The sequence below is a fragment of the Desulfovibrio subterraneus genome (assembly GCF_013340285.1).
In the GTDB taxonomy this organism is placed as follows: domain Bacteria; phylum Desulfobacterota; class Desulfovibrionia; order Desulfovibrionales; family Desulfovibrionaceae; genus Halodesulfovibrio; species Halodesulfovibrio subterraneus.
The window spans coordinates 37,798-62,587 of the sequence record NZ_BLVO01000016.1; the positions used below are offsets into that span (position 1 = coordinate 37,798).

Sequence of the window (24,790 nt, forward strand, 5' to 3'; positions counted from 1 at the left end):
ATCCCCTGATGAACCGTTGTCGCTCTGGTTCTTCGTCGTTGAATATAATTTGAGCACTCAAACAGGATTTGTAAAGGGGGTAGCGTGAAAATATTTTTCGGAGCAGGTGCGGACGGGGGATGAGGCTTGCTATGGACCAGAATGTGGACTAAATTATGGTCAAAGAGTGAGGTTGTCATGAAACTCAGCGAATCCGTAAAGCCCGTGAGCTATGTGAAAGCGCATGCCTCGGAGATTATCCGCAAAGTCAGCGAAGAGCAGGCCGCACCTGTCGTGATAACGCAGAATGGCGAAGCCAAGGCCGTGCTCATGGGTATTCAGGAATATGAGCAGATGCAGGAAAGCCTTGCCATGCTCAAGCTTGTCGCCATGAGCGCCAAGGATATCGAAGAAGGGCGGACAGTCTCCGTGGACGATGCCTTTGCCGCTGCACGGGGGCGTCTTGGCAAGCGGGGGCGTAAGTGAAGCGTTATGCTCTTGAGATCACGGTCCATGCGCAGGACGATTTGGGAGACATTGGCGAGTATATAGAATCGCGCGATGGTGAAGAGCAGGCTCATGCAGTGCTTGATAGCCTGCTTGAGGCTGTTCACTCGCTGCAATCTCTGCCGGAGCGGGGGAATCATCCTCCGGAAATGAAGCGCCTTGGGCTCACCGGAGTGCGGGAGCTGCACGTCATGTCTTACCGGGTGCTGTATCAGATAGCCGCCGGCACCGTATATGTCGTCGCGTTTATCAGTGCCAGAAGGGATGTGCAGGCACAGTTGTCCGAGCGGCTGCTGCGGTGAAAACAAAACGGGCAGGTTAATGACAAACCCTCGTTTTCAGTAAAACTGTATTCCCGTTAAGCCGGAACCGAGGTTCGAAAACGGATTTTCATCGCTTATACGAGGTGCAGGAACGTTAGGTTCCTGCCCGGCGGAGCCAAAAAATACCAGAAATGACTTTGTCAGCAGTCTGAATAAAACGGGCAGGTTCACACCTGCCCGTTTGCATTTCATCTTATCTAGCCTTACGGCTCCGCCGCTAATACTCCAGCGGCAACTCGTCCAGCTCGGCCTTGCTGAACACGGGGCCGTCCTTGCAGACGTATTGATGGCCGACATTGCAGCGGCCGCAGATGCCTATGCCGCACTTCATGCGGTTTTCCAGCGACAAAAAAATCTGGTCGCTCTTCCAGCCGCACTTATCCAGCACGGGCTGGGTGAATTTGATCATCACGGGCGGGCCGCAGACAAGGGCTATGGCGTTGTCCGGCTTGGGGGCCAGACGTTCCACCACGGCGGGTACGAAGCCGGTAAGCCCGCTCCAGCCGGGAAACTCGCGGTCCACGGTAACGTGACACCGCACGCCGCCCGTTTTCTGCCACGCTTCCATCTCTTCACGATACAGCAGCATGCCGGGGGTGCGGGCACCGTAGATGAAGTCTATCTCACCGAAGCGGGAACGGTTTTTGGGGTCCTGCAGCCACACCATGGTGGAGCGCAACGTGGTCACAGCATAGCCGCCCGCGATGATGACAAGGTTCTTGCCCTCGTTCTGATCAAGCGGATACCAGTTGCCCATGGGGCCGCGCACGCCCATCACGTCGCCTGTCTGCATGTCGTGCAGCCGCGAGGTCACACTGCCTGCACGGAATACCGTAAAAAGGAGCTTGTTGCCCTCTGTGGGGCTCGAAGCGATGCCGATGGGACTCTCACCCAACCCTGGGATGGAAAGCTCCGCAAACTGGCCGGGATGGTATGCAAAGGCTTTGGCGTCCTTTTCATGCAGAAACTCTAACTCGAAGGTCCGCAGGCTCTTGTCCTCGGTTTCCACGCGCACATCCGAGATGCGCACGGGATAGGGCAGATAGGGATTCAGCATGGCTATACCTCCTGCCCTTCGGTTGCGGTGTCCGGAGCATTCATGGCGTTGATCACGTCGCGGATGTCGATGTTCACGGGGCACAGGCGCACGCAGCGCCCACAGCCCACGCAGCCAACCTCGCCGTCACGTTTCATGGGGATGTACTTGTACTTATGCATGAAACGCTGGCGCACGCGGGCAATCTTCTTGCCTCTGGGGTTGTGGCCGGAGGTGTGCAGGGTGAACAGCGGGGCCATGCAGAAATCCCAGTTACGCACACGGCGTCCGTTGCCGCCGCTGGCGGGCACTTCGTCCTGAATGTCAAAGCAGTGGCAGGTGGGACAGACAAAGGTGCAGGTGCCGCAGTTTATGCAGGTTTCGCACACCCGTTCCCAATAGGGCAGGTTGTACAGCTCCATCAGGCTGCGCTGTTCCACGTGCTGTGTGTCTATGGTCTTTTTCATGGCTGCTTCTGCCTGCTGCCGCTTGGTCTGGGCGGCCTTCACATCGGCTGCAGAGGCATCGGGCAGGGAGGCGGCAATGGCCTTGCCGCGTTCGGTAAGCGGCTTGAGAAGCAGCTGCACGCCAAGGTCCACCATCAGGATATCCAGTCCGACCTCATGGTGCGGGCCGCAGTTGGCTTCCAGACAGAAACAGCTGGGGCAGGGCGAATTGCAGGCAAGGCCGATCATGACCGTGCGCTCGCGCTTGTCGCGCCAGTACACATCGTTGGTCTGCTCGTCCTGACAGAAGATCATGTCCATGAAGGAAAGGCCCTTGCCGTCGCAGGGGCGCACGTTCAGCAGCACACGCTGTTCCGTATCCTGCTCCACGGGCTTGAGCACCATGGCGTCTTTGCCCTCGGCCTTGAAGCGCATCATGCATTCGCTCTGCGGAAACACGAAGTCCTTGGGCGACATGTCCGTGTTGACGAACTCGAAGGTGGGCGTCTCATCCGCCTCAAGCACCTTCCAGACCATCTTGTTGGGTACCTTCTTGTCCCGCTTGGGGGCATAGACCGTATAGTCCTTGCGCAGCGCCTCTATGAATTCCGCGAGGCTGTCCTTGCTCAATATCTTGTGTTGCACGGCGGCCTCCTACTTGAAGTGGTCTTCCGGATCGTCCGGCCTGTAGGTGGAAAGGGGCGGCTTGGTTTCGCAGTCCATGCCCGGTTCGTGGTTCCATTTGGCCCGCACGTCCTTTTCCAGCATGCTGGTCAGGCGGCGCATCTTGATGCCTTGCGGACAGGCCGATTCGCATGCGCCGCAGTCGGTGCAGCGTCCGGCACAGTGGAAGGCGCGCAGAATGTGGAAGGTCTGCACGTCGGCGGGGTCCTGCGTCTTGCCGCACCACTGGGGATTGGATTCGTCCACGAAACAGGTGGTGCAGTAGCACAGCGGGCACACATCGCGGCAGGCATAGCAGCGTATGCAGTCTTCGAAGTTCTTTGTGAACTCCTCCCACCGGCGGTCGGTTTCAAAACGCGCCCACGGGGTCGCCACGGCGTTTATGTCGCCGCCTGCGGTTTCGGAAACAGGCTCCGTAACCACTTCGTCGGCACCCACGGGATTGCGGTGCATGCAGGTGTAACAGTTGTCACGCTTCACGTCGCGGCGCTTGATGACTTCCACAAAGCATTCGCGCACGGCATTGCAGCCGGAGACGGTGATCTCGCCCAGATCCTCTTCAGGATCGTTCTTCAGCAGCTCGATGTTGCGGCCCATGAGCTTGGCTTCGACCTTGCGCTGGTCGAGCATGCCGATGCAGGGCACACCGATGATGTAGAGGTTGTCGCGGTCGATGCGCTTTTCGTGCACCAGCCCGTTCAGGTTGCGGGAAACGCAGCCCTGCGCCACCACGGCCACGCGGTCCTTGCGGCCGGAGGCGATGGTGGCAAGGTTGCCGCCGCAGAAGCTGCTCCATATGAGCTTGTCGCAGTCTTCGGGCGTGTAGGCGATGAAGGGCTGGGCGCGCAGGGGAATGGTTCCCTGCATGTAACCGATGACCGCATCCACCTTGCCGGCTTCAAGAAGCCTGCGTGCGGCGGCGCGGATTGCTTCGGTGCGGGTCTTCATCATGGTCAGCTCCTCCTGCCTGCCGCTGCGTCGAGCGCCTCGAGGTCTTCGTAACACTCGTTCATGTAGTTGCAGGTGGGCACGGGCGGTATGCAGTCGTTGCACAGGTCCTTGACCAGCTTGGTATTGGGGCCGAGCTTGCGCACGGATTCCACCACGGTGATGGCCATCTGCTGGAATTTTTCCGCTTCGGCGGATGATATCCACGAAAAGTGGATGCGGTCTTTTTCGATGCCGATGTATTCCAGCATGTCCTTGAACAGCTCAAGCCTGCGGCGGGAATGGTAGTTGCCGGTGCCGTAATGGCAGTCGCCGGGATGGCAGCCGGAAACCCAGATGCCGTCCGCGCCCTGACGCAGGGCATGGAGAATGAACTTGGGACTCATGCGGCCCGTGCAGGGAATGCGCACGGCGCGGAAGCTTGCGGGATATTCCATGCGGCTCACCCCGGCGAGGTCGGCAGCACCGTAAGAGCACCAGTGGCAGAAAAAGGCCACAATGCGGGGTTCGTACAGTTCCAATTCTTTCATGCAAACTCTCCTTGCGTCAGCCCGTGGCTAACCGAGCATGGCGGAAACCTGTGCCATGATGTCGCTGGTGGTGAATCCGCGAAGGTCCGGCGCACCGGAGCGGCAGGCGGCGACACACAGGCCGCAGCCCTTGCAGAGGGCCTCGTTCACTTCGGCAAAGCCGTTGTTGTCGGGGCTTATGGCGTTGTACGGACATACATTCCAGCACACGGCACAGCCCACGCACTTGGTCTTGTTTATGGTGGCCACGGTGCCTGCCAGCGTCATTTCCGTGCGGCTGAGCACGGTGGAAACGCGGGAAACGGCAGCACGCGCCTGCGTGACGGATTCTTCAAGAGGCTTGGGATAGTGGCCGAGACCGGCCATGAACACGCCGTCGGTAACAAAGTCCACGGGGCGCAGTTTGGAATGCGCTTCCACATACCAGCCCTCGTCGCTGAGGGTGGCCTTGAGCATCTGGGCAAGGTCGTTCACGTCCGGGGCGACAATGGCCGAGGCAAGGCCCAGCATGTCGGCTTCCACGGTCAGCTCTTCCTGCAGCACGTGGTCCTTGAAGGTGACGTTGATTACGCCGTCGATGACGGCAACTCTGGGGCGTGCCTCAAGGCTGAAGCGTGAGAAGATGACGCCAGCCTCGCGTGCTTCCTTGTACAGCAGCTCGCGCTGCCCGTAGGTGCGCATGTCGCGGTAGAGCACGGTTACGCGGGCATCGGGGTTGGTGCGCTTGACGTGCAGGGCGCTTTCCACGGTGTGCGTGCAGCACACGCGGGAACAGTAGGGGCGTTCCGGCTCGCGGGAACCCACACACTGGATGAACACCACGCTCTGCATGTTCTCCGGCTTGATGGAGCCGTCCATGAATCCGGCGTCTATCTGCTGGTGCGTCATGATCATGGGATGCGTGCCGAACCCGTAGCGGCCTTCCGGCTTGAGCCCTGTGCCTCCGGTGGCAAGCACCACGGCACCGTGCCGTATTTCCTGCTCCGCGCCGTTTTCCTTCAGGCGGGTGACAAAGTTGCCCACAAAGCCGTCCACATCCGCAATGGCGGTCTGCGTATGCAGGGAAATGAGCTTGTGCGCGCGCACCTTTTTTTCCAGTTCGGCAAGGTAGGGGGCAACTGCAAAGCGGCCCTGTGCCACCCGCAGCTTGCGGGCGTTGCCGCCGAGATCCGCTTCCTTTTCCACCAGGTGCACTTCAAAGCCCTGTTCGGCTATGCCCAGTGCGGCTGTCATGCCGGAGACACCGCCGCCCACCACAAGGGCGGAGGGGGTGACACCCAACGTCACTTCCTTGAGCGGGGCAAGGTGGCGGGCGCTGGCAACGGCCATGCGTACCTGATCCTTGGCCTTGCGGGTTGCTCCTGCGGGATCGTTGGCGTGTACCCATGACCCATGGTTGCGGATGTTGGCCATGGCAAAGAGGTATTTGTTCAGGCCCGCTGCTTCCAGTGTTTCGCGGAACAGCGGTTCGTGCGTGCGGGGGGTGCAGGCCGCAACCACAACGCGGTTGAGCCTGTGCTTGCGGATGACTTCCGCAATGGCAACCTGCGTATCCTGCGAGCAGGAGAACATGTTGTTCTCCACATGGACCACGCTGGGCAGGGCGCGGGCGTAGTCGGCAACCGCGTGCACGTCTATGACGCTGGAGATGTTGATGCCGCAGGCACAGACAAACACGCCTATGCGCGGTGTTTCGCCGAACACGTTGATGGCTTCGGGAACCTGCCGTTCAACCGTGCGGGTGCCGCGTGCCGTTGCCAGCGATGCCGTGGCGGCACTGGCGGCGGCGCTGGCTTCCATCACCGAGCGGGGAATATCCTTGGGTTCCTGAAAACCGCCGCACACATATACACCCTTGCGCGAGGTGTGCACGGGGTCGAAGGGATCGGTTTCCGCAAAGTTCCATCTGTCCAGATCAATGGCAAAGGTCTCGGCAAGGTGTTTGGCTTCCGCAGGCGCTTCAAGCCCCACGGAGAGCACGACCATGTCGAATACTTCCGAGTGCAGGTCGCCCGCTTCGCCCACGTAGTCCACCCGCACGCCCTTGTTACCCTCGCCGGGCAGGAAGGAGTGGGGGCGGGCACGCAGAATGCGCACGCCCTTGTGCATGGCCTGATTGTAATACTGCTCAAAGCTCTTGTTGTGGGCGCGCACATCCATGAAGAAGATGGCCTGATCGTGGCCTTCGCCATGGGCGTGGTCTGCCGTGACCAGCGCCTGCTTGAGCGCGTACATGCAGCACACGTTGGAACAGTAATCGTTGTCACACTTGTTGTTGCCGCGCGAGCCCACGCACTGCAGCCATGCAATGCGCCTGGGTTCCGTGCTGTCAGAGGGACGCAGCACATGGCCCTGACATGGGCCGGAGGCGGAAAGGAGGCGTTCGTATTCCAGACTGGTGATAACGTCGGGTATGCGGGAGTACGCGTAGCTGTCAAAGGCCGACGGATCAAAGGTCTTGATGCCGGGGGCAAGCACCACGGAACCCACGTTCACGCTGAATTCGCGGGGCTTGTCATTGAAATTTACCGCATCGGCGGGACAGACCTTGGCACAGGCGCCGCATTTGCCCTTTTGCAGGTAGATGCAGCTTTCTTCGTCGATGGCGTATTTCAGGGGAACGGTCTGGTCGTAGAGGATGTGGACGGATTTGCGTGTGTCCAGACCGGCGTTGAAGGAGTTGGAAATCTTCTTGGGGCATTTTCTGGAGCATTCGCCACAGGCTATGCACTTCTCCGGATCAATGTATCGCGGAGCCTGCCGCAGGTGCACCGTGAAGTTGCCTTCATCACCTTCCACTTTCCGCACCTCGGTGAGGGGCAGAAGTTCTATGTTCAAGTGCCGACCGCACTCTACCAGCTTGGGTGAGAGTATTCAGAGTGCGCAGTCGTTTGTGGGATAGGTTTTGGCCAGTTGGGCCATTACCCCGCCGATGCCGGATTTGTTTTCTACAAGATAGACTTTGAATCCCGAATTGGCGAGGTCAATGGCGGATTGCATTCCTGCAATACCGCCACCAACCACCATGACGGCACCCTGGGAGGGGCCGGAAGAACCGGGAGGGGCATCAGACAGGCTCGACTTGGTCGCTGCGTTCATAGCTTCCTCACTGGTGAAACTTCCGCCGTTATCCTGACGGCAGAACGTTATTCGTCATCAATGTTGCACATACCGCAATCGCACAGATCCTCTCCGAGGTATTCGCGTTCGTTTTCGCCGAGCATACCCAGCGAAAGGGCTATGAGGGTCCACAGGTGCACCACATGATACCCGCCGCCGTAGAATTCGGACAGGTCGTGTATCTGCGAGTGGCAGTTGTGGCAGGGGGCGATTACATACGGAGCCCCGGTGTTCTTGATCTGTTCATCCTTGCGCTTGCCGTAGTAGCGGCGCGCGTCGGGGAAGCCGGACTGAAGGAAGCCGCCACCGCCGCCGCAGCAGTAGTTGTTGGACTTGTTGGGCCACATGTCGATGAAGTTCTCTTCACCCACCACGGCCTTCACCACATACCGCAAATCATCCGCAACAGGATCGCCGAACGACTTGCGGACAAGCTGACAGGGGTCCTGCACGGTGAATTTTATGCCGTCCTTGTTCCAGTCGGAATTCACGGGCAGTTTGCCTTCGCGAACCCACTTGGCGTAAAGACGGATGATGGATTCTATCTGAACGTCGGTCTTGATGTTGAATTTCTGCAGTCCGAACCGGACTGCGTAAAGTTCGTGTCCTCACTCCGTGTTCAGCCAATATTTGCAGCCGAGGTCCTCCACCGCCTTGATTTTGGTGCGGACAATCTGCTCCCACTTTTCATCGTCTGCGGCAAAGAGACAGTAGTTTTCAGCCGCCCATCCCACTGAACCGTAGGTCCAGTCGCATCCGGCCTTGTTCAGAATCTTCCAGAGCGGCACCATTTCATCTGGTTCGGTCACCGGCTCGCGGGAGTTCTGGTTCAGGAAATACTCCGCTCCCTGCTTGTCCATGGGAGCCTCAAGTTCTTCCTGTCCGGGCTGGGATTCGCGCACTTCCTCCACCATGTCTTCCACCACGAAGCGGAAATCTTCCGAGCTTGCGCCCATGGCACTGAAGCCGTCTGTCTTCAGGGCCTGATGGCAGGAATTGACAATGCCGCGGGGCTTCTTGTCATCAGGCCAGCTTTTGCGTGCCTGATACACGAGCTGGGGAATATTGATGCGCATGGGGCACACATGCACGCAGCGCGTACACATGGTGCACATCCAGACCCACGGGGTGGTTGTCAGTTCCTCGTCCATTCCCAGCGCAGCCATGCGCAGGAACTTGCGGGGGTCCATACCTTCCAGCCCGGTGGCGGGGCATCCCGCGGAACAGGCGCCACAGGTGAGGCACAGATTAAGGTTTCCGCCTTCGGGCAACAGTTCCGCTACCTTATCCTTGAAGGTTGAGCCGGACTGCCGGGGCAGTTTCTTGGGCTCGTGTGCGGGGGTGTCGGGCATAATTCGCTTCTCCGGAGCGGCACGTCTGCCGCTTTGTCATGAATAACTGAATGATAATGCAGAAAGGGTTTCAGAATACGCTATTTCCCGCAAAATGGAAAGCCATCACAAAACAGCATGCAACAGCCTGTGCGGAGCGGGGAGGATAATAACCGTCCTGCATCCATACCGCCCGCCCGTTGGGCAGCGGGCGGGCGGTGGGATACAGGCCGAAAGGCCTTAGGGACAGGTCGCGCTATTCCGCAATACCTAAACGGCGGGCTATCTCCTTGGCAGCGCGGCGGCCCGCGCCCATGGCAAGGATGACCGTTGCCGCACCGGTGACAATGTCACCGCCGGCATAGGCATTGGGAATGGAGGTTTCGCCGGTGGCTTCGTCCACCTCTATGTAGCCCCACTTGTTGAGCTTCAGGTCGGGCTCGTTTTCCAGCAGCACCGGGTTGGGGTTGGTGCCCACGGCAATGACGGCGAGATCGGTTTCCAGCTCGTAGGTGTCGCCCTCAACGGGCTTGGGGGAACGACGGCCTGATGCGTCCGGTTCTCCGAGTTCCATGCGCTGGAGCAGCACCGACGTAAGGTTGCCCTTTTCGTCGCCACGGAACTCGATGGGGTTTGCCAGACACTCGAGATGGATGCCTTCTTCCACGGCGTGTTCGATCTCTTCATGACGCGCGGGCATGGCGTCCGCGGTGCGGCGGTAGACGATGTGAACGGATTCAGCGCCAAGACGCTGCGCGGTGCGCGCTGCGTCCATGGCCACGTTGCCGCCACCGTATACGGTGACCTTGCGACCTCGTATGATCGGGGTGTCGTAGGCAGGGAACTCGTATGCACGGCCGAGGTTCACACGGGTGAGGTATTCGTTGGCAGAGAACACACCGATGAAGTTCTCGCCGGGAATGCGCAGGAACTTGGGCAGACCTGCGCCCACGCCGATGAATACGGCCTTGTAGCCCTGATCGAACAGATCCTTGATGTTGAAGGTTTTGCCGCCCACATAGTTGGTGACAAACTCCACTTCAAGTTCCTTCAGGGCGCCGACTTCCTTGGCCACTATCTTTTCTTTGGGCAGGCGGAATTCCGGAATTCCGTATACCAGAACTCCGCCCACCTCATGCAGTGCCTCGAAAACGGTCACCTTGCAGCCGCGGGAGGCAAGATAGCCTGCCACAGTAAGGCTGGAGGGACCGGAGCCGATACAGGCGACCTTTTTGTCCTGGTCGATGTACGGGCATTCGGGTTTGGCGGTGATAAGGTCGCACGCGTCCATGTGCATGTACTCGTCCGCGACAAAGCGTTCGAGACGGCCGATGGCTACGGGCTGCTCCTTGGCGTTGAGAATGCACGCACCCTCGCACTGTATCTCCTGCGGACAGACGCGTCCGCACACGGCGGGCAGGCTGTTGGTGGACTTGATGACCGCATAGGCCTTTTCCACGTCACCCTTGGCCAGGTGGGAGATAAAGTCGGGAATGGGCACCTCGACAGGGCAGCCCTTCACACACTTGGGCTTTTTGCACTGAAGGCAGCGCTTGGCCTCTTCCATTGCCATTTCCCTGGTGTAGCCCAGCGCAACTTCTTCAAAGTTGTTCCTGCGCACATCCGGCGGCTGGTTGGGCATGGGAACGCGGGCGGCAATTTCCTTCTTACTTTTTGTCATTGCACTTACACCTGCAGTGATGGTCAAAGGATTGCTTTTCCATGGACGAGAATGCCGCCAGTCTCTGCCGAAGCTCCATGAAGTCCACCTGGTGGCCGTCGAATTCGGGGCCGTCCACGCAGGCAAACTTGGTTTTTCCGCCTACGGTCACGCGGCAGGCGCCGCACATGCCCACACCATCCACCATGATGGAGTTGAGGCTGACCGTGGTGGGAACACCGAACGGTTCCGTGGTCTTGGAGACGGCTGCCATCATAGGCACGGGGCCTACGGCAACCACTTCGATCACGGACTTGTCCTTTTCAAGACGTTCCTTCAGCAGCTCCGTCACAAGGCCCTTATGGCCGTAGCTGCCGTCGTCGGTCGAGATGAGCACTTCGGGACAGAAGCTCTTCAATTCCTTTTCAAAGAGCAGCAGGTCCTTGTTGCGTGCACCGATAACGGCCACAACGTGGTTGCCTGCCTCGTGATGCCCCTTGGCGATGTGATGCATGGCCGCAATGCCGGTGCCGCCGCCAACACAGATCACGGTTCCGCCCTTGTGGATGTGGGTTGCTTTGCCCAGCGGTCCGCACAGGTCGAGAATGTCGTCGCCTTCGTTCAGTTCTTCCAGCAGAGCGGTGCTCTTGCCGAGAACAAGATAGACGATGGTGATGGTTCCTTTTTCAGGGTCCGTGTCCGCAATGGTCAGCGGAATCCGTTCACCCTTGTCGCAAACGCGAAGGATGACGAAGTTCCCCGGTTTCGCCTTGGCGGCGATATGCGGTGCATCAATGACCAGCTTGCTGGTCTGCCCGGGAATCAGCTGCTCTTTCTTGAGAATTGTGTTCGCCATGAGAGTATCCTGTTCAAGTTCGCAATCTGACGCCTAGCGGAGTTCCTAGAAGGGCCAGATCATGGGGATTAATACAACACACATGATAAAGGTTATGATCTGCAAAGGCCAGCCTGCCTTCACATAGTGCATGAAGTTATAATTACCGGGCCCGAGCACGATGGTGTTGGGCGGGGTAGCAACCGGGGTAAGGAAACATGCCGAGGCCGACATTGCAATACCCATGGCGAGCGGAAGCGGGCTGATGCCACTCTGCACGGCGATCGGAATTGCCAGCGGAGCCATGAGTGCAGCGGTTGCGGTGTTGGACATGAAGTTGGTGATGATGGCCGTCAGGGCGCAGCACACGGCCAGCAGCGCATACGGATCGGAGACGTGGCTTACCACGTTCTTTGCGATCAGGGAAGCAGCACCGGACTTGTCCATGGCGGTGCTCATGGAGAGCATGCCCGCGAACAGGAAGATGGTGGTCCAGTCGATGGCCTTGAAGGCTTCACGCATGGTCATACAGCCGGTGATGACCACAAGGCAGGCGCCCAGCATGGCGGCCGTAACCAGCGGCAGGAACTCGGAAGCCATGGCAGCCACAACGAAGATGAAGATGCCAAGGGCCCACCACATCTTTTCAGGACGCTGCACCTTGGGAGCAGCCTGCTCATCAAGGGTGCATTCTGCCTGCGTGTTGGGCAGCATTTTGCTGCCGATGGTGGCGTAGAAGATAATGCCAACGATCAGCAGGGGAACACCGAAGAGGCCGAACTCAAAGAAGCCGAAGGGCTGGATGCCCGCAGGGCCCATCTTCTGCAGCATGGAGTTGATGATGCCGTTGGGCGGGGTGCCGACCAGCGTGATCGTGCCGCCCAGCGACGAGGCAAAGGCCACGGGCATGAGAATCTTGCTGGGGCGTATGCCTGCGGAGGCACACATGCCTATGATCATGGGAATGGCCACAACGGTGGTACCGGTGTTGGACAGGAAGGCGGAAAGGATGCCGATAACGGCAACGGAAAGCACCAGCAGCCTTTTTTCGCTGCCACCGGCCATTTTGACGGTGGCCTTGCCCACCTTGTCGGCAAAGCCGGTGACAAAGGTGGCTTCACCCACGATGAACATGGCCATGAAGATGATTACCCAGACGTTACCGAAGTTCGAAAACGCGGCCTTGGCATCCACGATCTTGAAGATGCTGAGGGCAATGGGAACCAGCATGGCGGTAACGGGCAGCGGAACAATCTCGGTAAAGAAAAGCACTGCGGCAACAGCAAGAATACCGAGGGTAAGATAGGCTTTGGTAGGATCAGGCGGAGCGTCTGCAGCAAAGCACACTCCGGCAACAACAAGCACCAGCATGAGAGCCAGACCGAGAATCGGAATCAATCGTTTCATGTGTTGTATCCTCACTTAACACGTTAAACACGTTGATCGGTCACAGGCCAGCGGGGGGTGACGGTCCCTCACGGACGACAGGTTGCAGGGGGTTGAGGGGGTATGCGCCCGCCGGTGGCAAACCGGCGGGCGCGGGACTCGTTTGACTAGAACTCGAAGCCGTAGCTCTTCACGAAGGTATTGATACGCTTGCGGGACGCGGCAACACGTTCCTTCAGCGCCTTGGTGTAGGCATCAAGGTCGGCAATGGGGGCGCGGGCAACTCCGCTGTCCATGGCGGCCTTGGCAACTGCGGGCACTTCCCATTCGAGGATACGGGTATCCAGCGGCTTGGGAATCACGTAGTCCACACCAAACTTCAGTTCCTTCACGCCGTAGGCGTCGCAGATTTCGCTGGGTACGGGTTCCTTGGCGAGAGCGGCGAGGGATCTGGCAGCGGCAACTTTCATTTCCTCGTTGATCTCGGTGGCCTGTACGTCCAGTGCTCCGCGGAAGATGTACGGGAAGCCGGAAACGTTGTTCACCTGGTTGGGGAAGTCGGAGCGCCCGGTACCCATGATGCAGTTGGGGCTGGCTTCCTTGGCGAGGGGATACGGAATTTCCGGGTCGGGGTTGGCCATGGCGTAGATGATCGGGTCCTTGGCCATGGACTGCACCATTTCCTTGTTCAGCAGGTCCTTCACGGAAAGACCGAGGAAGCAGTCTGCGCCCTTGAGACAATCGGCGAGGGTGCCGTGGTCCTTGTCCTGCGCGAAGGCTTCCTTGTACTTGTTCATGCCGCCGCGTCCCTTGTGGATGAGACCGCGGGAGTCGAACATGAAGATGTTCTTCCGGTCCACGCCGAGCTGAACGTAGAAATTGGCGCATGCAATGCCGGCTGCGCCGGCGCCTACAACGACAACCTTCAGATCTTCGATCTTGCGGTTGGTGATCTCGCAGGCGTTGATCAGGCCCGCACCGGAGATGACAGCGGTTCCGTGCTGGTCATCGTGGAATACGGGAATGTTCATTTCACGCTTGAGAGTTTCTTCAATGTAGAAGCATTCGGGAGCCTTGATGTCTTCGAGGTTGATGCCGCCGAAGGTGGGCTCCATGGCCTTGACGATGTCGATGAGCTGATCGGCGCTCTTCACGTCAAGGTTGATGTCGAATACGTCGATGTCGCAGAAGGTCTTGAACAGAATGCCCTTGCCTTCCATGACCGGCTTGCCGGCACGGGGGCCGATGTTGCCGAGGCCGAGCACTGCGGTACCGTCGGAAACAACGCCGACAAGGTTGGCGCGGCCGGTATACACGTCTACCAGCGAGGGGTCGGCGTGAATGGCCATGCAGGCTTCCGCCACGCCCGGAGAGTAGGCGACGGAAAGATCCTTCTGGGTGTTGCAGGGCTTGATCGGAACGACTTCCACCTTACCGCGGCGGGGCAGTTCGTGATAGTCGAGCGCCTCTTGCTTGGTATACAGGGCCATATGATTCTCCTCTGTGTGACGGATTCCCTTCTACAGATCGTAGTTGGGCTTAGCGTATTGCTCGTTGCCGTGGGCGTCGTTCACCACCAGCAACGGAAAGTCCTTTACAGTCAGTTTGCGCACGGCTTCCGGCCCGAGTTCATCGTAGGCGATCACTTCTGCCGCCGTGATACACTGCGAGAGCAGGGCTCCCGCACCGCCGGTGGCACCGAAGTATACGCCTACATGCTTCTGCAGGGCCTCGCGGACTGCCGCGCTGCGCTTGCCTTTGCCGATGCTTGCCTTCACGCCGAGGCCGTGCAGGCGGGGAGCATAGGAATCCATGCGGTAGCTGGTCGTGGGACCGGCGGAACCGATGGGTCTGCCTTCGGGAGCCGGGCTCGGACCCACATAGTAGATCACGGCGCCCTGCAGCTCGAAGGGAAGCTTCTCGTTTTTGTCCAGCTGGTCGCACAGGCGCTTGTGGGCCGCGTCGCGGGCGGTGTAGATGGTGCCCGAGAGCTTAACCACGTCACCGGCCTTGAGCTTGAGCAGGTCTTCGTCGCGCAGGGGGGTGTTCAGGTTGTAAGTAGCCATTACAGAACAACCTCCTTGATGCGGGAAGAATGGCACTGCACGTTCACGGCCAGCGGCAGGCTGGCAATGTGGCAGGGGCGCATCTCGATCTTCACGTCCAGGCTGGTGGTCTTGCCGCCGAGGCCCATGGGGCCGATGCCCAGTTCGTTGATGGCATCGAGCAGTTCCTGCTCCATGGCGGCGATTTCCGGATCGGGATTGCGCACGCCCACGGGGCGGAACAGTGCCTTTTTGGCCAGTGCGGGGGCAAGGTCGAAGGTGCCGCCAATGCCCACACCCACGATGGTGGGCGGGCAGGGGTTGGGACCGGCTTCAGCCATGCGGCGCACCACGAATTCCTTGATGCCGGCCCACCCCTGTGCAGGAGTGAGCATGGTGCAGCGGGACATGTTTTCAGAACCGCCGCCCTTGGCCATGTGCTTTATCTTCAGCTTGTCGCCGGGCACGATATCCACGTGCACCACGGCGGGGCTGTTATCGCCGGTGTTCTTGCGGGTCAGGGGATGGCAGAGCGACTTGCGCAGCAGGCCCTTCTGATACCCTTCCACCATGGCACCGTTGATGATCTCCACTATGTTGCCCTCCACGTGCACCTCGTCGCCGAGCTCCACGAAGAACACGCCCACGCCGGTATCCTGACAGAGCGGCAGCCCCGTCTTGGCGGCAAGGTCCGCGTTTTCGAGCAGCTGGCCCAGAATCTCGCGTGCGGATTCGGATGTCTCCGCGTCCAGCGAGGTCTTCAGAGCCGTGTGCACATCTTCAGGCAGGTAGCGCGCGGCGGACATGACGATGCCGACCACGGCTTCGTGTATGTCCTGCGCCTTAATGCTTTTCATGACAGCAACCCTTGTGCTTCAGTTTGTCCAGAATACCCTTGGGCAGAATGCCCTTTACGGAATTGAGGGCGAGCATGCGGCGCATGATGCCCAGCTGGTCCTGCAGCGGAATCTTCTTGGGGCATACGTCTTCGCAACCCAGAAGGCCCATGCAGCCGAACACGCCCTGATCGTTGCCGATGACGTCGTAGTAGTCGTCTTCGGAGCGTTCGTCGCGGGGGTCAATGTAGAAACGGGCCACGCGGTTGATGGTGGCTGCGCCGAGGAAGTCTTCACGCATACGGGCGGTGCCGCATGCTGCGATACAGCAGCCGCATTCCACGCAGCGGTCAAGTTCGAATATCTGTTCGGCAAGGGCGTTTTCCATGCGGGCTTCTTCGGCCTTGGAGTCGAAGGCGGTGTCGTCGGAATGCACCCATGCTTCGATCTTTTTGCCCACTTCACGGAACCAGGTGCCCGTGTCTACGGAGAGGTCGCCGATGAGCTTGAACACCGGCAGGGGGTGCAGCACGATGTGTTCGGGCAGGTCGCGGGTCTGGGTGTGGCATGCAAGGCCGGGGCGGCCGTTGATGACCATGCCGCAGGAACCGCAGATGCCTGCGCGGCAGCAGAAGTCGAACTGCAGGCTGGGGTCCTGTTCCTCGCGGATGATGTTCAGGGCGATGAACAGCGTCATGGAGTCGTATTCGTTCACGTAGAACGACTGCATGTGAGGCACGGAATCAGGGTCCAGCGGATTGTAGCGGAATACTTCGATATGGAGTCTGCGAGACATGTTGACCTCCCCTTACTTCTTCTTCTCGGATTTGGCGGGCTTGGCCGCAGGAGCCTCAGTGGGCGCATTCTTGCCGGGCACCACGAACTTTTCCGCAGGCAGATCGGCAGTGATGATCTTGCCGCCGCCATAGCCGCGGTCGCCGGGAGGCAGTTCGTAGTAGGGCGATGCCTCTTCGTACTTCAGAACGGGCAGGGTCTCGCCGTCCTTCCAGTACGCGAGGGTGCGGTTCAGCCAGTCACGGTCGTTACGTTCGGGGAAGTCTTCGCGGGTATGAGCGCCGCGCGATTCGGTACGCTGCAGTGCGCCGTAGGCGGTGCACAGGGCCAGCTTGAGCATGCCGGGAACGCGCAGTGCCATGGACATTTCGGGGGTAAAGCCCTTGGTGGGAGCCTGCAGCCCGATGTTCATGGAGCGCTCGTACAGGGCCTGCAGCTTTTCCACACCGGCCTGAAGGTCCTTGGCGTTACGGAAAATGCCCACGTGCTCCATCATCACGTCCTGCATCTCGTTGCGCAGCTGGAAGCAGCTTTCGCGGCCCTTGGCGCTGGTGGTGATGTTCTTGATGCGCTCGGCCACGAGGTTGTGGGCGTCGCGGATGGCGGAGGACTTGAAGTCCACATCGTAGCCCTGCAGGAACTGGGCAACCTGCTTGCCGATGTAGGAACCGGCAACAACGGTTTCCGCAAGGGAGTTGCCGCCCAGACGGTTGAAGCCGTGCATGTCCCAGCAGGCGGATTCACCGGCGGAGAACAGGCCCTTCAGGCCGTAGGCTGCGCCGGTCTTGTCCACACGCACGCCGCCCATGGAGTAGTGGTGGGTGGGACGCACGGGAATGAGCTGGTGAATGGGGTCCACGCCGAGGAAGTTGGTACAGATGTCGTACACCTCGCGCAGCTTGGTGGTGATGTGCTTCACGCCGAGGTGGCGGATATCCAGCCACAGGTGCTCGCCGTAGGGGCTCTGCACGCCGAATCCCTTGCGGATGTGCTCGATCATGCGGCGCGAAACAACGTCGCGGGAGGCAAGTTCGGCCTTTTCCGGCTCGTAGTCGGGCATGAAGCGGTATTCGTTCACGTCCAGCAGGGTGCCGCCGTCACCGCGGCAGCCTTCGGTCACCAGAATGTCGGTGGGCACGGTGCCGGTGGGGTGGAACTGCACGGCTTCCATGTTGCCCATGGGCACAAGGCCGGTGTCCAGCGCAATGATCTGGCCGCCGCCGTCGCAGATAACGGCGTTGGTGGTGGCGCGGTAGATGCGGCCGTAACCGCCGGTGGCGATAAGGGTGGCCTTGGCAAGGTAGGCGATCAGTTCGCCGGTCTTCAGGCAGCGTACAATGGCACCAAGGCAGCGTTCGCCGTCGTGGATGAGCGCTTCTGCCTGCGTGCGGTCGTGAATTTCCACGCCGTACTGCAGACACTTGGTGTCCAGCGTATTCAGAACGGAACGGCCGGTGCCGTCCGCCGTGTAGCATGTGCGCCATTTGGCAGTGCCGCCAAAGGCGCGGGCATGGATAAGGCCGTGCTTGTCGGCGGCTTCTTCCGCTTCAAACGGCTTACCACCCTTGTAATAGGTATGGGTGCCTGCCACCACGCGGTTCCACGGAACGCCCCAGTGGGCCATTTCGCGCATGACGATGGGAGCGGTGTCTGCAAATATGCGGGCAACTTCCTGGTCACAGCCCCAGTCGGAGCCCTTAACGGTGTCTGCAAAGTGCACGTCGGGGCTGTCGCCCTTGCCCATGACCGCGTTGCCGAGAGCGGCCTGCATGCCGCCCTGTGCGGCGGAGGAGTGGGAACGACGGGGAGGAACAATGGAAAGACAGATGACATTGAAGCCTGCCATGGCTGCTTCCACAGCCACACGTTCACCTGCAAGGCCGGCGCCGATGCAGAGAAGATCAGTATATATGGTCTGCATGTGGTACTCCTCTTAGATGCTCAGAAGGGAAAGGCGCACGTGGGTCAGGAAGCTGATAGCCGCAGTGGCGACGAGCAGGTAGACCATGTACTTGCGGTATGCAGGCCGGTTTGCGCGGGTGACGAAGCCGATCTTGGCACCGATGCGGTACAGGCCGATCACGATGTGGATGGCAGCGGCGGCAAGCAGAACGATGTAGAAGGGCATCCAGCTGCCGTGCTGGATGCGGGCGGCACTCTTGGCCGCCGTGATGGGCAGTGTGTCGAGCATGGTGTAGATGTGGATGCTCGCCATGACCAGGATGATGATGGCGGTGGCAACCTGAACCAGCCACAGGGTGGTGTCCTGATGGTGCATCATCTTGGAATGGGCGCGGAAGGCGATGTATTCCTTCTGGCGGAAGGGCATCTTGCGGGCGCCGAGAATGAAATGGCCGATCATGACCAGCAGGATGAGCGGACCGCCGATCTGTACGAGGTACAGCTCTTCAAAGAACCATGCCAGCCCGTTCATCAGCGAGGGGCTGAGGATGACGCTGCCGACGAACAGCATGTGCATGCCGACGAACACGGCAAGCAGAAAGCCGGAAACCATCATCAGGACATCCAGTCGGCCCGAAAGCTTGTTCTTCGGGGGCACATGAAGCGTCACGTTGTGTAAACTCATTTGAACGACTCCTCCATATCGGGTGATGGGTCAACATGACCAACCGATTGAATCCGGCCTCGGGGCACTCCGAAGGCGGATGGCAACAAACAACCAGTCTCCGTATGTGATCCCGGAGGCGTATCTGCCCCGGGGTCTCACGCAACCATTGTCCGTTTAGGACGAGAATGGGGGAAGCACAGTTTGTGCCAAAGTGTCACAATGTGAGCGTGCCATGATAATGCCTGTTTTGCGGCATGGTTCTGGTTGATTGATCACTTTTTTTCCTGTCCCGCAAGAATGTTTTTCCTGCCTGACAGGAAAATTCCTGTAACAGCAGAAAGACCTGCTTTCGTGGTATGCTACGGGACAGCCCTCCGGGTATTGCCGGTGCGCAATCCGCCGCTTGCTTCGTCCTGCCAAATGCCCTACCCAAGGGGCATGCATGCACCCCGCATTTCCGTTATCATGCCCGTGTACAATGCCGCGGACACCGTTGCCGAAGCCCTTGAGAGCATTCTTGCCCAGAGCTTTGCGGACTTCGAATGCCTTGCCGTGGACGATGGCTCCACGGACGATTCCGCCGACGTGCTGTCTGCCATTGCCGCGCGCGATGCCCGTGTGCGTGTGCTGCGCCTGCCGCATGGCGGCATCGTACCCGCCCTGAATGCGGGGCTTGCCGCAGCACGCGGAAGTTACATAGCCCGCATGGATGCGGACGATTACAGCATGCCGGAGCGGCTGGCGGTGCAGCATGCCTTTCTGGAGCAGCATCCGGATATCGACATGGTGGGCTGCCGTGTGGCCTTTGGCGGCGGAGAGGACGCAGGCGGCTACGCCCGCTATGTGGACTGGACCAATGCGCTGCTGGACCCGGACCGCATTGCGCTGGAACGGTTCCGCGAATCACCTTTTGCCCATCCTTCGGTCATGTTCCGTGCTGCGCTCATACCGGAGCACGGTCCGTACCGCGACGGCCCTTTTCCGGAAGATTACGAGCTGTGGCTGCGCTGGATGGAGGCGGGAGTGCGCCTTGCCAAGGTGCCGCAGACCCTGCTGCGCTGGGATGACCCGCCCACGCGTCTTTCGCGTACGGATTCCCGCTATGGCACAGACGTGTTCTACGCCATGAAAACGGGCTATCTGGCCCGCTGGCTTGCTGCAAACAATCCGTTCCATCCACATATTTCCGTTATCGGCGCAGGCAAGACAAGCCGTCGCAGGGCACTGCTGCTGCGTGAACATGGCGTTGTCATCGATCGCTGGATCGATGTGGACCCGCGTAAGATCGGCAACGTGGTGGATGGTGTGCGTGTTTGCGGGCGCGATTGCCTGCCCGCTCCGCAGGCAGGGTTCTGCCTTGCCTATCTGGCAGGACACGGCGCAGCGGACGATCTGGAAGCCTTTCTGCATTCCATCGCCTATGTGGCGGGCAGGGATTATCTGCTGGCCTCCTGATGGATGGCAGGGCAGGCATGCAGCGGCTCTGCGCCCCGTTTGTGCCTTCAGTTTTCCCTATTGTTCTGCCGCGGCAATGTGTTGAGCCAATTGCCTGTATAGGCTGTACAACCCGTTTTTCACAGTGTAAGCAGAGCAAAATGGACTGTGGGTAACCTGTTATTTACTAACGGATTCGAGCTGAATCGCCGCCTTGCATCTTTTACGATGCGGAGCGGCAGAGGGTCGCGGGAGGTGCGGCAATGCCTTGCGAAGAACGAGGAAGCATCTGCAAGTCCGAATTCGTTTTTGTTCAGCTGCGGGATAATATATTCCGGGGCGAACTGAAGCCCGGAGAGCCCCTTCCTTCCGCCAGACGGCTCGCCGAGCTGATGCAGGTAAGCAAGTATGCCGTGGACAAGGCCATGAATACGCTTGCGGACCTCGGCTATATCGAACGGCGCAAGGGCCAGCGCTGTGTTGTGGCGCTGCCGCACACGCAGGTGCCGTCCAGTCCCTTCTCCTTCATCATGAATCCCCGCAGCGCCACGCTGGATGAGCTGATGGAAGTGCGCATAGGGCTGGAAAGCCACGGCGTGACCCTTGCCGTGGAACGGGCAGACGAGCGCGACATTGCCTTTCTCAAACACTCGCTGGCAGAGCTCATGGACGGCGACCGCGACAGCGAACGCTCGCGGGATTCCGACATCAGGTTCCACATGGGCATAGCGCTGGCAACGCATAACTCCGTGTATATCGACCTGATACGGCATTTCTACAGCTACATGTTCGACAGCATAAGCGACCTGCACGACCAGCTGTATGAGAACAGAAGCAATCATCAGATTATCGAGCAGCATCACTACAAGATTCTGGACGCCATTGTGAGCCGCGATGCCAACGGTGCCAGGCGCTACATGGCCCAGCACATCATGTTCCTGCGCTCCTTCCTCCGCGACAGGAATACGGAACGGAACGCTGCCGCGAGCAAGCCGGATCCTCAACGGTCCGAATCGCAACTGTCCTAACCGCAACAGTCTGAAGCAGACACCGGTCCGCATGATCTGACCGGTTTTCCGGCTTTCTCCTCCTGCTTTCTCCCTTCTCCGGGTGTTGCCTCTCCGGTGTTCAGCATCGGGTCTATGGCTGCGCTGTAACCCTTCCTTCACCAGACTTTATGGTTTGCGTAACCATGGTGACACCTTGTGTTCACGCATGGGGCGCATGTGATGGTGAACATTGTACAGTTTGCAGAGCCGGGCAGGGAAACCCGGGAGGAGGGATGATGAACGGCACTGACACGAGCAAGGGCGACAGGGAGCAGGAAGCGGAGATACTACGGGCCGATCTGCATGTGCACTCCAGATTCTCGACCAGACCATCGGAGTGGATTCTGCAGAAGATCGGCTGCGCAGAAAGCTACACAGATCCCGTGGCCCTGTACCACACCGCCAGACGGCAGGGCATGGACCTTGTCACCATTACCGACCACAACACCATAGAAGGCGCGCTGCAGATAGCGCACCTGCCCGGCACCTTCATATCCGAGGAAGTCACTGCCTATTTTCCGGAAGACCGCTGCAAGCTGCATGTGCTGTGCTACGACATTACCGAAGCCCAGCATGAGGAGGTGCAGCGTCTGCGCACCAACGTGTACGAGCTGGTGGATTACTTTCTTCAGCAGAATATTCCGCATGCCATGGCCCACGCCATGTATTCCCTGAACGGCAAGCTCTCGCAGCAGCACCTTGAACGGCTCATTCTGCTGTTCCGAACCTTCGAACTCAACGGCGCGCGCAACGAGGTGCTGAACAACACCCTGTGCGAGATTCTCTTTTCGCTGGATGAAGTCCGCGTGGAACACATGGTCAACGACCACAACATCATGCCCCGGATGCACGAGCCGTGGCGTAAGTGCCTTATCGGCGGCTCGGATGATCATTCCTCGCTGAACATTGCCCGCACCCACACCCTTGTGCGCGACATGGCCACCGGCACCGCAGGGCGGGAGCGTATCCGCGATTTTCTGCGCGGCATCGCGGATGGCCGCTCAGAGGCCATCGGCAAGGCAGCGCAGCCGGAGACCATGGCCCACAACCTCTATTCCATCGCCTACCAGTTCTATAAGAACAAGTTTGCCCTGAACCGCCATGTGAACCGCGATCTGCTGCTGCGCTTTGCCGACCGCGCCCTGACCTCGTCGCCGGAGCCGGAAGGGGGCCTGCTGACCCGTCTGCACAGCCTTATCGGGTTCAAACGCGCCAAGCATATGTTTGCCAAACCGCCCCGCAGTGTGCAGGGACTGCTGCAGAAGGAGGCAGAAGAGATCATCTGGAATGATGGTGAGCTGCGCAACCTCATCAACACCATGGAGAACAGCGGGTTGGCTTCCGAGCAGGCATGGTTCCGGTTTGTGAACCACGCTTCGGAAACGGTCATGCGCAATCTGGCCGATTCGCTCATGGGCCATGCCCTGGGTGCAAATCTGTTCAGCGTCTTCAATACCATCGGCTCGGCAGGGTCACTCTATGCCATGCTGGCACCATATTTCGTGGCCTACACCCTGTTCACCAAGGACCGCACCTTCTGCGCCGAGAGCAGAGACCATTTCATAGAGCGCAGCCATGAACGGCAGCGCCTGCATATCGGTCACTTTACGGACACCTATCATGACGTTAACGGTGTGGCGCGTACCCTGCAAATGCAGCTGGACATAGCGCACAAGGTGGGCAAGCGGCTCAAGGTCATCACCTGCGGGCCATCTTCCGTAACGGATAACCGCCCCGGTGTGGTCAACTTCGAGCCGATAGGGACCTTCACCATGCCGGAATATTCCGAACTGGCGCTGTATTACCCGCCGGTGCTGCGCATGCTGCAATATGCCTACGACCAGAACTTCACACACATCCATTCCGCCACACCCGGCCCTATAGGTCTGGTGGCGCTGGCGGTTTCGCGCATTCTGCAGATTCCCATTCATGGCACCTATCACACGGCCTTTCCGCAGTATGTAAGCATGCTCACGGACGACGCCGCGCTGGAAGAAGCCATGTGGCGCTACATGATCTGGTATTACAACCAGATGGACAGGGTCTATGTGCCTTCGCACGCAACGGGCGAAGAGCTTATCGCCAAGGGGTTGCCGCGCGAGAAGGTGGTGTTCTACCAGCGGGGCATTGATACGGAGCAGTTTCACCCCCGTTACCGCAACGGCTTCTTCAAGCGCTATGCGGCGCAGACCGGTGATGCCGGTGGCGCCGGTGCTACCGCTGATGCTGCCGGAGCCGCGTCCAGCGGACGGCCTGACGATCGGGTGGCCGATCGGGCCAAATCAGCCACCGGTCATGTCTCCAGCGATGTCACATATGAAACGCAGGAATCCGGCTCCACGGTTTCCGCAACCTCCGGCATCTCCGGCGATGCAGCAGTGAACAGCGCTCATGAGGGAAGCGCAGGAGCGGCAGCGGGCATATCTGCGGGAGCAACTGCGGGAAAGGCCGCAGGCGAAGGGCAGAGCATCCGGAACGACCTGAAATTTGTGTACGTGGGTCGCATCTCGCGAGAGAAAAACATCCATGTACTGACAGAAGCCTTCCGGCTGATGGCCCACAGGCAGCAGGGTATCCGGCTTGTCGTGGTGGGAGATGGCCCCTATCGGGAAGAGATGGAGCTGGACCTGAAGAACCTGCCCGTTACCTTCACCGGCTACCTCACGGGCGAGGATCTGGCGGCGGCGTATGCCTCGTCGGACGTGTTTGTGTTTCCTTCCGGTACCGATACCTTCGGCAACGTGGTGCTGGAGGCGCAGGCTTCCGGCCTGCCGGTGATTGTCACGGATATGGGCGGCCCCAAAGAAAACCTTATTCCCGGCAAGACCGGCTTTATCGTGCCGGAGGGTGACCCCGTGGCATTGGCCGATGCCATGCTGCAGTTTGCGGATGCCCCGGAAATGCTGGATGAGATGCGCAAGGCCGCCCGCGTGTATACCGAGAGCCGCAGCTTTGAAGCCTGCTTCATGCACCAGTGGGAGATGTATCGCGAAAAGCGGGTGGCGTAGCTGCCCTGATTGTATTTACGGAATCTATTCACGGGAGGGGCGCAAATTTCGCCGTGCACATGCCCCGACCGTAATCGCCCCCGCCGGAATGGGCATCCGGCGGGGGCGGTGTTGTTTGCATGGCAGCTGGTATGGACAGGAGGAAACAGTTGCAGGTCCCAAAGGGTTTTCGTCCGAGGCGCTTGAACATCCGTATTCAGGACACGCCCTCAGGTGGAGTAGACAGATCATAAAAAAGCCGGAGGCGTTTCCGCCCCCGGCTCTCTTTT

The 24,790-nt window shown here is 59.5% G+C and carries 21 protein-coding genes; 5 read left to right on the forward strand and 16 right to left on the reverse strand.

The window, feature by feature from the left end:
• Positions 1 to 177: 177 nt before the first annotated feature.
• Entirely contained in the window at positions 178 to 465 is a 288-nt protein-coding gene (locus HUV30_RS14595) for a type II toxin-antitoxin system Phd/YefM family antitoxin (protein ID WP_174406248.1), read from the forward strand.
• Positions 462 to 788 carry a type II toxin-antitoxin system RelE/ParE family toxin gene (locus HUV30_RS14600; protein WP_174406249.1) on the forward strand — a complete coding sequence of 109 codons (327 nt, stop codon included), beginning with the start codon at positions 462 to 464 and terminating at the stop codon, positions 786 to 788. Before HUV30_RS14595 ends, HUV30_RS14600 begins: the two co-directional genes overlap by 4 nt.
• 238 nt (positions 789 to 1,026) lie before the next feature.
• Here HUV30_RS14600 and HUV30_RS14605 read toward each other — a convergent pair whose 3' ends face one another.
• The 16 genes from HUV30_RS14605 to HUV30_RS14675 all read right to left on the reverse strand — a co-directional run bounded on the left by HUV30_RS14605 (position 1,027) and on the right by HUV30_RS14675 (position 19,048).
• Entirely contained in the window at positions 1,027 to 1,866 is an 840-nt protein-coding gene (locus HUV30_RS14605; RefSeq protein ID WP_174406250.1) for an FAD/NAD(P)-binding protein, read from the reverse strand.
• Between the two features lie 2 nt (positions 1,867 to 1,868).
• The gene (locus HUV30_RS14610) at positions 1,869 to 2,936 is read right to left on the reverse strand and encodes a 4Fe-4S dicluster domain-containing protein (RefSeq protein ID WP_174406251.1); all 1,068 of its coding nucleotides are present in this window, start codon (positions 2,934 to 2,936) and stop codon (positions 1,869 to 1,871) included.
• A 9-nt stretch (positions 2,937 to 2,945) separates the two neighbouring features.
• Positions 2,946 to 3,926 (reverse strand): coenzyme F420 hydrogenase/dehydrogenase beta subunit N-terminal domain-containing protein, encoded by a 981-nt coding sequence (locus tag HUV30_RS14615; protein ID WP_205245239.1) that lies wholly within the window; start codon positions 3,924 to 3,926, stop codon positions 2,946 to 2,948.
• 2 nt (positions 3,927 to 3,928) lie between these two features.
• Positions 3,929 to 4,453 (reverse strand): hydrogenase iron-sulfur subunit, encoded by a 525-nt coding sequence (locus tag HUV30_RS14620; protein WP_205245240.1) that lies wholly within the window; start codon positions 4,451 to 4,453, stop codon positions 3,929 to 3,931.
• A 27-nt stretch (positions 4,454 to 4,480) separates the two neighbouring features.
• A complete protein-coding gene (locus HUV30_RS14625; RefSeq protein ID WP_205245241.1) occupies positions 4,481 to 7,291 on the reverse strand; it encodes a 4Fe-4S binding protein in 2,811 nt (936 codons plus the stop codon).
• 36 nt (positions 7,292 to 7,327) lie between these two features.
• Complete coding sequence (locus HUV30_RS18590; protein ID WP_205245242.1) at positions 7,328 to 7,552, reverse strand: FAD-dependent oxidoreductase; 225 nt, start codon at positions 7,550 to 7,552, stop codon at positions 7,328 to 7,330.
• A 47-nt stretch (positions 7,553 to 7,599) separates the two neighbouring features.
• Positions 7,600 to 8,925, reverse strand: a complete 1,326-nt coding sequence (locus HUV30_RS14630; protein WP_174406253.1) for a (Fe-S)-binding protein — start codon at positions 8,923 to 8,925, stop codon at positions 7,600 to 7,602.
• 235 nt (positions 8,926 to 9,160) lie between these two features.
• Entirely contained in the window at positions 9,161 to 10,585 is a 1,425-nt protein-coding gene (gene gltA, locus HUV30_RS14635) for an NADPH-dependent glutamate synthase (RefSeq protein WP_174406254.1), read from the reverse strand.
• Positions 10,572 to 11,420 carry a sulfide/dihydroorotate dehydrogenase-like FAD/NAD-binding protein gene (locus HUV30_RS14640; RefSeq protein ID WP_174406255.1) on the reverse strand — a complete coding sequence of 283 codons (849 nt, stop codon included), beginning with the start codon at positions 11,418 to 11,420 and terminating at the stop codon, positions 10,572 to 10,574. The genes gltA and HUV30_RS14640 overlap by 14 nt, the downstream gene beginning before the upstream one ends.
• Before the next feature lie 45 nt (positions 11,421 to 11,465).
• On the reverse strand, positions 11,466 to 12,806 hold the full coding sequence (locus tag HUV30_RS14645; protein ID WP_174406256.1) for an SLC13 family permease: 1,341 nt from the start codon (positions 12,804 to 12,806) through the stop codon (positions 11,466 to 11,468).
• 146 nt (positions 12,807 to 12,952) lie between these two features.
• Positions 12,953 to 14,275, reverse strand: coding sequence for a malic enzyme-like NAD(P)-binding protein (locus HUV30_RS14650; protein WP_174406257.1), 1,323 nt, complete (start codon positions 14,273 to 14,275; stop codon positions 12,953 to 12,955).
• A gap of 30 nt (positions 14,276 to 14,305) precedes the next feature.
• On the reverse strand, positions 14,306 to 14,851 hold the full coding sequence (locus HUV30_RS14655; RefSeq protein WP_174406258.1) for a Fe-S-containing hydro-lyase: 546 nt from the start codon (positions 14,849 to 14,851) through the stop codon (positions 14,306 to 14,308).
• Positions 14,851 to 15,687, reverse strand: coding sequence for a fumarate hydratase (locus tag HUV30_RS14660; RefSeq protein WP_174406259.1), 837 nt, complete (start codon positions 15,685 to 15,687; stop codon positions 14,851 to 14,853). Before HUV30_RS14660 ends, HUV30_RS14655 begins: the two co-directional genes overlap by 1 nt.
• On the reverse strand, positions 15,674 to 16,462 hold the full coding sequence (locus tag HUV30_RS14665; protein ID WP_174406260.1) for a fumarate reductase iron-sulfur subunit: 789 nt from the start codon (positions 16,460 to 16,462) through the stop codon (positions 15,674 to 15,676). Before HUV30_RS14665 ends, HUV30_RS14660 begins: the two co-directional genes overlap by 14 nt.
• 12 nt (positions 16,463 to 16,474) lie before the next feature.
• Complete coding sequence (locus tag HUV30_RS14670; protein ID WP_174406261.1) at positions 16,475 to 18,382, reverse strand: fumarate reductase flavoprotein subunit; 1,908 nt, start codon at positions 18,380 to 18,382, stop codon at positions 16,475 to 16,477.
• A gap of 12 nt (positions 18,383 to 18,394) precedes the next feature.
• Positions 18,395 to 19,048 (reverse strand): succinate dehydrogenase/fumarate reductase transmembrane subunit, encoded by a 654-nt coding sequence (locus HUV30_RS14675; RefSeq protein ID WP_174406262.1) that lies wholly within the window; start codon positions 19,046 to 19,048, stop codon positions 18,395 to 18,397.
• A 420-nt stretch (positions 19,049 to 19,468) separates the two neighbouring features.
• On the opposite strand from HUV30_RS14675, the gene HUV30_RS14680 reads away from it, so the two are divergent.
• From HUV30_RS14680 to HUV30_RS14690, 3 genes are all read left to right on the forward strand, one after another.
• Entirely contained in the window at positions 19,469 to 20,485 is a 1,017-nt protein-coding gene (locus tag HUV30_RS14680) for a glycosyltransferase family 2 protein (protein ID WP_174406263.1), read from the forward strand.
• Between the two features lie 242 nt (positions 20,486 to 20,727).
• On the forward strand, positions 20,728 to 21,492 hold the full coding sequence (locus HUV30_RS14685; protein ID WP_174406264.1) for a FadR/GntR family transcriptional regulator: 765 nt from the start codon (positions 20,728 to 20,730) through the stop codon (positions 21,490 to 21,492).
• Positions 21,493 to 21,746: 254 nt separating this feature from the next.
• Entirely contained in the window at positions 21,747 to 24,521 is a 2,775-nt protein-coding gene (locus HUV30_RS14690; protein ID WP_373869340.1) for a glycosyltransferase, read from the forward strand.
• Positions 24,522 to 24,790 lie beyond the last annotated feature (269 nt).